The 11764-nt window shown below is 72.1% G+C and carries 10 protein-coding genes; all 10 read left to right on the top strand.

Annotated features, from left to right (window positions below):
- Positions 1 to 406: 406 nt before the first annotated feature.
- Entirely contained in the window at positions 407 to 1609 is a 1203-nt protein-coding gene (locus tag IF43_RS0134635) for a LeuA family protein (RefSeq protein WP_030210536.1), read from the top strand.
- Positions 1609 to 3033: a 3-isopropylmalate dehydratase large subunit gene (leuC, locus tag IF43_RS0134630; RefSeq protein ID WP_030210533.1), complete on the top strand. Its 1425-nt coding sequence runs from the start codon at positions 1609 to 1611 to the stop codon at positions 3031 to 3033. The genes IF43_RS0134635 and leuC overlap by 1 nt, the downstream gene beginning before the upstream one ends.
- The gene (gene leuD / locus IF43_RS0134625; protein WP_030210530.1) at positions 3030 to 3668 is read left to right on the top strand and encodes a 3-isopropylmalate dehydratase small subunit; all 639 of its coding nucleotides are present in this window, start codon (positions 3030 to 3032) and stop codon (positions 3666 to 3668) included. Before leuC ends, leuD begins: the two co-directional genes overlap by 4 nt.
- Positions 3665 to 4852 carry a pyridoxal phosphate-dependent aminotransferase gene (locus IF43_RS0134620; RefSeq protein WP_030210524.1) on the top strand — a complete coding sequence of 396 codons (1188 nt, stop codon included), beginning with the start codon at positions 3665 to 3667 and terminating at the stop codon, positions 4850 to 4852. The genes leuD and IF43_RS0134620 overlap by 4 nt, the downstream gene beginning before the upstream one ends.
- Before the next feature lie 115 nt (positions 4853 to 4967).
- Positions 4968 to 6005 (top strand): isocitrate/isopropylmalate dehydrogenase family protein, encoded by a 1038-nt coding sequence (locus IF43_RS0134615; protein WP_030210522.1) that lies wholly within the window; start codon positions 4968 to 4970, stop codon positions 6003 to 6005.
- Positions 6006 to 6114: 109 nt separating this feature from the next.
- A complete protein-coding gene (locus IF43_RS0134610) occupies positions 6115 to 7140 on the top strand; it encodes a TauD/TfdA family dioxygenase (protein WP_234332643.1) in 1026 nt (341 codons plus the stop codon).
- 175 nt (positions 7141 to 7315) lie between these two features.
- Complete coding sequence (locus tag IF43_RS0134605) at positions 7316 to 9103, top strand: non-ribosomal peptide synthetase (protein ID WP_030210517.1); 1788 nt, start codon at positions 7316 to 7318, stop codon at positions 9101 to 9103.
- Between the two features lie 46 nt (positions 9104 to 9149).
- On the top strand, positions 9150 to 9947 hold the full coding sequence (locus tag IF43_RS0134600) for a thioesterase II family protein (protein ID WP_051796823.1): 798 nt from the start codon (positions 9150 to 9152) through the stop codon (positions 9945 to 9947).
- 17 nt (positions 9948 to 9964) lie between these two features.
- Positions 9965 to 10711, top strand: a complete 747-nt coding sequence (locus tag IF43_RS0134595) for an aspartyl/asparaginyl beta-hydroxylase domain-containing protein (RefSeq protein ID WP_030210510.1) — start codon at positions 9965 to 9967, stop codon at positions 10709 to 10711.
- Between the two features lie 99 nt (positions 10712 to 10810).
- On the top strand, positions 10811 to 11764 hold a 954-nt coding region (locus tag IF43_RS37315; RefSeq protein ID WP_234332642.1), incomplete at its 3' end, for a condensation domain-containing protein.

The raw sequence follows: 11764 nt of genomic DNA, 5'->3' as shown, positions 1-11764 counted from the left end.
CACCACGTACTCCGCACTCCCCGGATCCAACTGGTCCAGGAACCACAGACGCTGCTGCGCGAACGACAACGGAACCTCCCGCACGCCCTCCGCACGGCGACCGATCCGACCGGCCGCTCCCGCGCGCCGCATTCGAGAAAGAAGGCGTGCCTCGGAGGAGAAGTCGCCCATTAAAATCACTCCTTGATTCACAGCTCGATGCATGTCAGTTGCGCGCTCGGACCTCATTGTCCAAGACCCCTCCATTCGGCCACTATCGGTGCTCTATTTTGCCGAGAAGGGTTGACGGACCGCGTTCCGAGCCGCGTAAAGTCACCGCCGTTGGCCAAAAAGGCCCCGCTACCCGCACGGTTCGACCCCCTGGTCCCGTGCCCTTTCGGTGGCGTTCTTGCGAAAAGGCGGAATCATGACTTCTAGTTCTGCGACCCCTGCCCGTCGGCTGCGCGTGTTCGACTCCACGCTCCGCGACGGCGAGCAGGCCCCCGGCAACGCGATGAACCCGGAGGAGAAGCTGGAGCTGGCCCTCGCGATCGAGGCCACCGGCGTCGACACCATCGAGGCCGGCTTCCCCAGCTCCTCCCCCAGCGACTTCGAGGCGACCAAGCTCATCGCCCAGGCGCTCACGACCGCCAAGGTCGCCACCCTCAACCGGGCGGTCCGCGAGGACATCGAACTGGCGGCCGAGGCCGGCGGCATCGACCACCAGGTCCAGATCATGGCCACCGGCAGCGACGTGCACCTGGAGCACAAGCGCGGTCTCACCCGGGTCGAGGGCCTGGACGAGATCATCGACAGCATCCGGTTCGCCACCGAGCTGGGCTTCACCGACATCACGCTGGGCATCGAGGACGCCAGTCGCGGCGCCGACGACCTGCTGCGCCCGCTGATCGAGGCCGGCGTCGAGGCCGGCGCCCGGACCGTCGCCCTGGCCGACACCACGGGCTGCCTGATCCCCTCGGAATTCGGCGCCCAGGTGGCCCGGGTGCGTTCCTGGATCCCCGACGACGTCATCCTCTCCACCCACTGCCACCAGGACCTCGGGCTCTCCCTCGCCAATGCGCTGGCCGGCGTGGAGGCGGGCGCGGACGAGGTGCAGGCGACCCTCGCCGGAATCGGTGAGCGCGCCGGCAACACCCCGCTGGAGGAGCTGGCCGCGGTACTCCTCTACAAGGGCGAGCAGCTGGGCGTGACCAGCCGTCTGCGCACCGAGAAGCTGTACGACGCCTATCTGATCCTGAGCCGGATCATCGGAATGTCGACGCCCCGCAACAAGGCCGTTTTCGGCGACAACGCATTCGCCACCCAGGCCGGTATCCACCAGGCCGGAATGCTGCGCAATCCGGTGACGTACGAATACGTGGAGCCGCACCTCTTCGGCCGTGAGCGCGGAATCCTCATCGGCCGCCATTCCGGCCGGAGCGTCATCCGGAACCTCTTCGACCAAATGGGTCTGGGCATCGAGCGCGAACTGCTCGACGAGATCTACGACACCTACATCGCCGGCCGCAAGGACGGCACGTGCATCGAGCTGGGCGACCTGCGTGAGATCATCACCGCCCGGCTGCTGCGCACCACCGCCCCCGCCGCCCAGATGGCGGTGACCGGCTGATGGCCACCACCGAGCGCAACCTGATCGAGAAGGTCTGGGAGAGCCACGTCGTCGACCGGGCTCCGGGCGAGCCCGACCTGCTCTACATCGACCTGCACCTGCTCCACGAGGCCAGCTCGCCGCAGGCCTTCGACGGTCTGCAGCTGGCCGGCCGCCGGGTCCGTCGCCCCGACCTGGCCCTCGCCCTCGAAGACCACAACGTGCCCACGAACACGCTGTTCGTGAAGGACGCGATGGGCAGTGCCCAGCTGGAGCGGCTCCGCGAGAACTGCGAGGAGCAGGGCATCGAGCTGTTCTCGCTGGGCGACGACCGGCAGGGCATCGTCCACGTCGTGGCCCCGGAGCTCGGCTTCGTCCGCCCCGGGATGACCGTGGTCTGCGGTGACAGCCACACCTCCACGCACGGCGCGTTCGGCGCCCTCGCCTTCGGCGTGGGCACCAGCGACGTCGAGCACGTGCTCGCCACCCAGACCCTGGCCCTCCAGCGCCCGCGGACCATGTCGGTGGAGTTCGTCGGCGAGCCGCCGGCGGACGTGACGCCGAAGGACCTGATCCTCGCCCTGATCGCGCACATCGGCGCGAACGGCGCCAACGGGTACGCGATCGAGTACCGCGGCAAGGCCGTCGAGAACCTCTCCATGGAGGGGCGGATGACGGTCTGCAACATGAGCATCGAGGCCGGAGCCCGCGCCGGCCTCATCGCCCCGGACGACACGACCCTCGCCTACCTGCGCGAACGCTGGGACCCGGCCGCCGCGGCCGACTGGGACGAGGCCGTCGCCTACTGGCGGTCCCTGCGGACCGACGAGGGCGCCGCCTTCGACCGGGTGGTCGAGCTGGACGTCACCGGTCTCACGCCGTTCGTCACCTGGGGCACGAACCCCGGACAGGCCGTCCCGCTGGACTCCGCGGTCCCGGCCCCCGAGGACTTCGGCACCGGTCCCGAGCAGGACGCCGCCCGCCGGGCCCAGGAGTACATGGGCCTGGAGCCGCACGTCCGGATGCGCGACATCGAGATCAACACGGTCTTCCTCGGCTCCTGCACGAACGGCCGCATCGAGGACCTGCGCGCCGCGGCCGACGTACTGCGCGGCCGCAAGGTGGCCTCGTCGATCACGATGCTCGTCGTCCCGGGCTCGATGGCCGTCCGCGCCCAGGCCGAGGCCGAGGGCCTGCACCAGGTGTTCCTGGACGCGGGCGCGCAGTGGCGGCTGTCCGGATGCTCCATGTGCATGGGCATCAACGCCGACCGCCTCCAGGGCATCCAGCGCGTCGCTTCCACGTCGAACCGCAACTACGAGGGCCGCCAGGGCACCCACGCCCGCACCCACCTGGTCTCGCCGGTGGTCGCCGCCGCCACTGCCGTCGCCGGCCGCCTCGCCGCACCGACCGAACTGACCACCCCGCAGGGAGAGAAGGCATGAGAGAGCCGCTCAAGGCGCACACCGGCCCGGCCGTGGCGCTGCGCCGGGACGACGTCGACACCGACCAGATCATCCCCGCCGAGTTCTGCAAGCGCCTGACCAAGTCCGGTTACGCCGACACCCTGTTCGGCCACTGGCGCAAGGAGGACGACTTCGTCCTCAACCAGCCGGAGCACCAGGGCGCCAGCGTCCTGGTCGCGGGCCACAACTTCGGTACGGGCAGCTCGCGCGAGCACGCCGTCTGGGCGCTGCGCGACTGGGGCTTCCGCGCCGTCATCGCCACCAGCTTCGGCGACATCTTCCTGCGCAACGCCCTGAAGAACGGCCTCCTGGCCGTGGCCCTGCCGGTTCCCGTCGTCGCCGAGCTGACCGAACTGGTCGCGTCCGACCCGGCCTTCGAGATCACCGTCGATCTCCAGGAGCTGACCGTCACCGCCGCCGGGCAGACCTGGGAGTTCGAAGCGGACCACCGCGCCCGCTGGCTCCTCCTCAACGGCCTCGACGACATCGACGTCACCCTGCGCAAGTCCGACGCGATCGCCGCCTACGAAGCGGGCCGGCCGGCCTGGATGACCAGCATCACCCGCGGGACCTACTCGTCCCCGGACGCGGCGAAGCTGCGACGGGCCTCGTGACCGCGCAGGCAGGGCCCCGCGGGGGCCGCCGGGCGGCGGTCTCCGACCGGGCCGCCCGGATCCCCCGCGGCAACCTCGCCGAGCTGTTCGTGCTCGCGCGCGAGCGCGGGGCGATCGACCTGGCCGTGGGGACGCCCGGCGCGCCCGAGACGCCCCGGCCGTTGGTCGAGGAGGCCGTACGGGCCCTGCGCGGCGGGGCCAACCAGTACGAGTTCCCGCAGGGCGGCGCGGACGTCCGCCGCAGGATCGCGGAGTCCTTCACCACCCCCGCCGACCCGGACACCGAGCTGACCATCACCGTCGGCGGCACCGAGGCGCTGTGCGTGGCGCTGTTCTCCCTGGTCGACCCGGGCGACGAGGTCGTCGTCCTCGACCCGTACTACGAGAACTTCCTCGGCGCCATCGAACTGGCCGGTGCCCGGCCCCGGTTCGTCCGGCTGCACGAGCCGGAGGGACCGCACGCCCCCGACTGGCGGCTCGACCCCGACGAGCTGGCCGCCGCCTTCGGTCCGACCACCCGGGCGATCATCCTCAACACCCCGGCGAACCCGACGGGCCAGACCCTCACGGCCGAGGACTTCGAGCTGATCGCCGCGCTGTGCGAGCGGTGGGACGTGACCGTGATCGCCGACGAGGTGTACGCCAACCTCGTCTTCGACGACCGGGAGCACCTGTCGGTCGCCGACGTGCCGTCGCTGCGGGACCGCAGCGTCGTCGTGGGCTCGCTGTCCAAGAGCCACGCGATCAGCGGCTGGAGGCTCGGATTCCTGCGGGCCCGCCCCGAACTGACCGCCGTCTTCCGTCGGGTCCACGAGATCACCACCAACGGGGCCGCGGCCCCGCTCCAGCTGGCGGCCGGCCTCACGGACCTCTTCGACGCCGGGTCCCTCACGGCCGCCAAGGAACTGGCCCGGGCACGCGACGAGGCGGCCGACATCCTCTCCGGGATGGGGCTGACCTTCCGGACGCCCCGGGGTGGCTGCTTCATCCTGGCCGACATCCGCGGCGCCACGGACGAGGACTGCCGGACGTACGTACGGCGCGTGCTGGAGGAGTCCGCCGTGCTCCTCGCGCCCGGCACCCCCTTCTTCGCCGACGAGGAGCGCGGCCGCCACTACGTCCGCGTGGCCTTCAACCGCTCCCCGCAGGTCCTGGCGGACGCCCGCCGGCGCCTGCTGCCGTGACCGGCGCCGGGACACCCCGGCACCACGGCCACACCCCCGGCAGCGGCCGCACCGCCGCCCCACGGCCGACCGACCACCCACCCCCACCCACCACCCCACGAACAGTGAGATCCACATGACCAAGACTGTGACCGTCATTCCCGGTGACGGCATCGGGCCCGAGGTGACGCGGGAGGCCCTGGAGACCCTCGACGTGCTGGGCCTCGACCTCCGCTTCGACGTCCTCGACCACGTCAATGCCGACACCTACCTGCGCACCGGCGTCTCCCTCTCCGACGAGGACTTCGAGCGCATCAAGGCGAGCGACGCCGTGCTCTTCGGCGCCATCGGCGACCCCCGGGTCAAGACCTCCGACTACGGCCGCGGAGTCCTCCTCCGGCTCCGCTTCGACCTCGACCTCTTCGTCAACCACCGCCCGGCCACCCTGCTCCACGAGGACCTGAGCCCCCTGCGCGACGGCCGCAGCCGCTCCATCGACTGCGTCATCGTCCGCGAGAACTCCGAGGGCCTGTACACGGACATCGGCGGTGTGCTCCGCGGCGGCACCGAGCACGAGACCGCCGTGGACGCCGACGTCAGCACGTACATGGGTGTGTCGCGCGTCATGGAGTACGCCTACTCCATCGCCCGGCGCGGGGTGTGCATGGTCGACAAGTCCAACGCCGTCCGGCACGGCGGCCAGGTCTGGCAGCGGGCCTTCAAGGAGGCCGCTGCCCGCCGCCCGGAGATCGCTTCCACCCACCTCTACGTCGACGCCGCCGCGATGAAGTTCATCTCCGACCCGGCGCAGTTCGACGTGATCGTCACCAACAACTCCTACGGTGACATCCTCAGCGACCTGGCGGCCATGCTCGCCGGCGGCCTCGGCAACGCCGCCTCCGCCAACATCAACCCGGTCACCGGCTTCGGCCTCTACGAGCCGGTGCACGGCAGCGCCCCCGACATCGCCGGCCAGGGCATCGGCAACCCCTTCGGCGCCATCCTCAGCTCCGCCCTGATGCTCGAGAACCTGGGCTGGGCCGCCGAGGCCGGCGCGCTCCGCCGCGCCGTCGGCACCGCGATCAGCAAGGGCCAGGTCACCCCGGACCTGGGCGGCACCTTCGGCACGAAGGAGGCCGGCGAGGCGGTCCGCGCGTTCCTCGTCACCCCGTGACGGCCGGTCCCGTACGGCCGTCCGTACGGCAGCCCGCAGCGGGCGCCGCGCACCCCGTGCCGCGGCGACGGCCCGTACGGCACCCCTCCCACCCACGAAAGGAACCCTGGTGAGCATCACCACCGCAGAAGAAGCCGTGGCACTGGACTGGCGGACGGCCCCCGGCAAGCCGGCCACGGCACGGGTCCCCGCCTTCGCCGACATCGACGGGGCCTGCGCCTGGCTGACGGAGCGCCTCCCGGAGCTGACGGCCGCCCTGCACGAGCATGGCGCCCTGTACCTGCGCGGACTGCCGGTGCGGACGGTGGCGGACTTCGGCCGCGTGCGGGACGTCCTGGTCCCGGAGCGCACCCCGTACCGCGAGAAGGCCACCCCGCGCAGCAGCTTCGGCGACGACGTCTTCTCCTCCACGGACCTGCCCCCGTCACAGTCCATCCGCATGCACAACGAGAACAGCTACACCCTGACGTTCCCCCGCGCGCTGCTGTTCGGCTGCCTGGTCGCCCCCGCCGAGCAGGGCGCCACCCCGGTCGCCGACGTCCGCAAGGTGTTGGCGAACGTCCCGCCGGTCCTCGCCGAGAAGATGCGGACGCACGGCTGGCTGCTGCACCGCAGCTACTCGGACTACATCTCCACCGACTGGAAGACCGCCTTCGCCACCGAGGACCCCGCGGACGTCGAGCGCTACTGCGCCGAGAACCGCATCGCCCACGCCTGGCAGGAGGACGGCAACCTGCGCACCAGCCAGCTCCGCCCCGGGACCGTCCACCACCCGGACACGGGCGAGGAGGTGTGGTTCAACCACCTCGTCTTCTGGAACGAGTGGGCGCTGGACGAGGAGCTCCGCGACACCCTCGTCGACGAGTTCGGCCGCGAGGGGCTGCCGTTCAACACCTCCTTCGGTGACGGCACCCCGCTCACCCGCGCGGACCTGGACGCCCTCCAGGAGGCGTACGACCGGGCCACCGTCCGCGAGCAGTGGCAGGTCGGCGACGTGATGCTCGTCGACAACATCCTCACCGCGCACGGCCGGGACCCCTTCCGCGGCGACCGGAAGATCGTCGTCGCCATGGGCAACCCGATCGAGGTCGAGGAGTGCCGGCCCTCCGTGCGCCCCGCCGCGCGCTTCGCCTGAGCCGCCCGTCGTCCCCCCGCCGCGCCACCGCCCCCCACTCCCCACTCCCCCTCCCCCCTTCGTCCGCACGGTCCGCACCGTCCGCACCGTCCGCACCGTCCGCACCGTCCGCACCGTCCGCATCCCGCATCCCGCATCCCGCATCCCGCATCCGCCGCTTCAAGGAGCGTGTCCCATGACCGTCCTCGCCGAGCAGCCGCTCGACGCGCTCGCCCGCTTCCTGCGGGCGGCCCGCAGCCACCCCGACCGCCCCGCCGTCCACGGCACCGACGGCTCCCTGACCTTCGCCGCGCTCGAAGAGCGCACCCGGCTGCTGGCCGGCGCGCTCATCGCCCGCGGTGTCGCCCCGGGCGACCGGGTGGGCATCCACCTGGAGCGCGGCACGCAGCTCGTCGTCGCCCTGCTCGCCACCTGGCGCGCCGGAGCCGCCTACGTCCCGCTGGACCGGGCCTACCCGCACGAGCGGCTCGCCTACATGGCCGAGGAAGCCGGCATCCGGGTCCTCGTCGCCGACGAGGGGGCCGACACCCGGTTCGCGCCGGCCGGCGTCGAGGTCGTCGCCCCGGCCGCCGCGGGCCCGTCCGCCGCCGTGCCGGTCGACGACCTGCCGGCCCCGGACGCGGTCGCGTACGTCATCTTCACCTCCGGCTCCACCGGTCGCCCCAAGGGCGTGGCGGCCACCCGCGCCGGTGTCGCCTCCCTGATCTCGGCCCTGGAGGAGTTCGGCGCGTACGCCCCCGAGCCGCGCACGGTCGCGTGGAACGCCAGCGTCTCCTTCGACGCCTCCGTCCAGCAGTGGGCCCGCGTCTGCCGGGGCGACAGCGTCGTCGTCCTGGACGAGGAGGTGCGCAAGGACCCCGAGCGGCTGACCGAGCTGCTCGACGCGCACGGCGTCACCGACCTCGACCTCACCCCCTCCCACTGGGAGATGCTGCGCACCGCCCTGCTGCGGCCGCGCGCCGACGGCCGCGTACCGCGCCTGTTCATGGGCGGCGAGCCGGTGCCGGAGCGCACCTGGCGCGAGCTGTCCGACGCCGCCGCGCGGGGCGTCCTCGACGCGCTCAACCTGTACGGGCCCACGGAGTGCACCGTCGACGCGACCGCCGCATGGATCACCGGCGAGGGCCCGCACATCGGCGACGCCCTGCCCGGCAACCGCCTCCACGTCCTCGACGGGGAGGGGCGGCAGGTGCCCGACGGCGAGGCCGGCGAGCTGTACATCGCGGGGCCGCGCCTGGCGCTGGGCTACGTGAACCAGCCGGAGCTGACCGCCGAGCGCTTCCCCACCGACCCGTTCGGTGCACCCGGAGAGCGGATGTACCGGACCGGTGACCTGGTGCGGCGCACGCCCCACGGCCTGGAGTTCCTCGGCCGGGCCGACCGGCAGGTGAAGTTCCGCGGCTACCGGATGGAGCTCGGGGAGATCGAGCACGCCCTCGCCACCCACCCGGACGTGGCCACCGCCGTCGTCGTGGTCCGACCGGCCGACGCCGCGGACGCGGGCGACCGCCTGGTCGCCTATCTCGTCCCGGCCGCCGGTGCGCCGACCACCCCGGCACTGCTGCGCAAGCACGCGGCGCAGAGCCTGCCGGAGTTCATGCTGCCGTCCGACTACGTGTTCCTCGGCACCCTGCCGCTGACCCCCAACGGCAAGATCGACACCGCCGCCCTGCCCGCCCCCGAGGCCGCGCCCGTGGCGGCGGCCGGCGAGGGCCGGGCCGTGCGCACCGAGACCGAGCGGCTCATCGCGGGCGTCTGGTCGGAGGTCCTGGGCCGCGCGGAGATCGGCGCCGACGACGACTTCTTCGCGCTCGGCGGCCACTCCCTCATGGCGCTGCGCGTGGTCGGGCGCCTCAAGAAGGACCTGGGCCGTCCGGTCCCGGTCAAGGACGTCTACAAGCACCCCCGGCTGCGCGACCTGGCCGCCTACGTCGACGGCCTGCGCGACCCGTCCGCCGCCTGACGCACCGCCCCAACGACAGAAAACGACAGAAACGGAAATCCACACCGTGCAGGACACCATTGTGGTCCGCCCCCGCAAGGTCGCGGACGCCCACCTCAGGCTCGTCTGCCTCGGCTTCTGCGGCGGCGGCGCCGGGTCGTACGTACCGTGGGCCGACGTTCTCCCCGAGGGCGTGGAGCTGGCCGCCATCTGCTACCCCGGCCGGGAGGGCCGGTTCGCGGAAGACTGCGCCGAGGACTGGGACGCGCTGGCCGAGGACGCCGTGCGGGCCGTGCTCTCCGCCGCCGACACCGACTACGTGCTCTTCGGGCACAGCATGGGCGGCTGGATGGCCTTCGACGTCGCCGCCCGGATCGAGGAGCGCGGCGGTCCGCTGCCCAAGGCCCTCGTCGTCTCCTCGGCCAACGCGCCGAGCCGCGGCCTGACCGTGCAGGACATGTTCCCCGCCCAGCGGGACTCCGACGAGCAGATCATGCACTGGATGGAGACGTTCGGCCTGCTGCCGCAGTACGTCCTCGACGACCCCGACCTGCGTGACATGGCCCTGGAGCTGATGCGGGCCGACGTGCGGGTCCGGGACACCTTCTACCACCGCGAGGGCGCCCGGGTCGGCGTACCGGTCCAGGTGATCAACGGGGACTCCGACGAGGTCATCGACCCCCGTGCCCCCGAGCAGTGGCGCCGCCTCGCGGCCGGCGACTACCGCCACGACGTCCTGCCGGGCGGTCACTTCTACACCCCGGAGATCTGGGCCTCGCTGCCCACCCGGATCGCCGCCCTGTACGCGCACGACGCCGAGCACGCCCCGCGCGCCGAGGCCGCCGAGCCGGCCGTCGCCGCCTGACGCAGAGAGAGCCAGACATGACCCCCGAGATCGAGCGGATCTTCCAGGACGTCAAGGACCGGTACGGCGCCGACTCCGTCACCCGCGTCGAAGAGATGCTGTACATGAAGCAGCAGGAGCGCCACCCGCTGCAGAAGGGCGCCAAGTGGATCCTGCCGGGGATCTCGCAGACCCCTTGGCACGACCCGTACGGGCACCCCGAGATCGCGCCGGTGGTCCGCGCCTTCGAGGCCGGGCACGCCGCCGTCAAGGCGGAGCTGGACGCGGCCTGGGCTGAGCGCAAGAGCGCCTTCTCCGACTACGAGCACTATCTGACCCGCCAGGAGAACTGGCAGGCGCTGTACCTGTTCCGCGACGGCGCCCCGGTGGAGTCCTCGGCCCCGCTGGTCCCCACCGCGTACGAGGTCCTGACCCGGGAGGTCCTGGAGCAGGGCAAGCTCTGCACCCTCCTGGAGAGCCACTTCTCGACGCTGCTGCCCGGCGCCTCGATCGCCCCGCACTGCGACCTGTGGAACTTCAGCATCAACCTGCACCTCGCGGTGGACATCCCCGAAGGGTGCGGCATCACCGTGGCCGGCGAGACCCGGCAGTGGAAGGAGGGTGAGTGCCTGCTCTTCGACTACTCCTTCGAGCACGAGGCGTGGAACGACGGCGTCCGGCCGCGCACCTGCCTCCTCCTGGACCTGTGGCACCCGGAGACGACCGTCCCCGAGCGCGAGGCCCTCGTCGGCCTCATCACCGAGATCCGCAAGCTCATGGCCTGAGGGGTGCCCCGGGCTGCCATTCCTGCGAAGCGGCCCGGCAGCGAACCGCAGCAACCCGCTTGTCCCATCCGGAATTTCTTTTTGTTCGATTACTGAGGAGTGAATGGTGAACGTGTCCGTGCAGGAGGAGATTCTGTCCCGGCCCTGACCCCCGTCGAGCGCACCGCCGAACTGCCGGTCTCCTTCGCACAGCGCCGCCTGTGGTTCCTCGGCCAGATGGAAGGACCCAGCTCCACGTACAACATTCCCTGGCTCATCCGCCTCACCGGCCACCTCGACCTCACCGCCCTCGAAGCGGCCCTCAACGACGTCGTCGCCCGCCACGAAGCCCTCCGCACCGTCTTCCCCGCCGCGACCGGCGAACCCCGCCAGTCCGTCCTCCCCGCCCAGGACGCCCGCATCACCCTCGAGCGCGCCGACGTCCCCGCCGCGGAACTGGACGCCGCGGTGACCGCGGCGGCCGGGCACGTCTTCGACCTCGCGTCCGAGATCCCGGTCCGCGCACGGGTGTTCCGGACGTCGGCGGACGAGCACGTCCTGCTGCTGCTCCTGCACCACATCGCCTGCGACGGCTGGTCCGTGGGCCCGCTCGGCCGCGACCTGGGCACGGCGTACGGCGCCCGCCTCGCGGGGGTCGCCCCGGCCTGGGACGCCCTGCCGGTGCAGTACGCGGACTACGCCGTCTGGCAGCACGACCTCCTCGGTGCCGCCGACGACCCGGAGAGCGCGGGAGCACGCCAGCTGGCGTACTGGCGGCGGCAGCTGGCCGACCTCCCCGAGGTCCTGGAGCTGCCGACCGACCGCGAGCGCCCGGCGGTCGCCTCGCACCGCGCCCCCCTGGCCGGCCGCACCGAAGACGGCCTCGACGACCTCGTCGGCTTCTTCGTCAACACCGTCGTCCTGCGCACCGACACCTCCGACGACCCCACGTTCCGCGAGCTCCTCGACCGGGTGCGGGCCACCGACCTGGAGGCGTACGGCAACCAGGACCTCCCCTTCGACCGCCTCGTCGAGGAGCTGAACCCGACCCGCTCCACCGCCCACCACCCCCTC

It is taken from the genome of Streptomyces sp. NRRL S-87 (genome assembly GCF_000719335.1).
Classification (GTDB): Bacteria; Actinomycetota; Actinomycetes; order Streptomycetales; family Streptomycetaceae; genus Streptomyces.
Note: the sequence above shows the minus strand (reverse complement) of the source record. Positions and strands in the feature narration are given on the sequence as shown.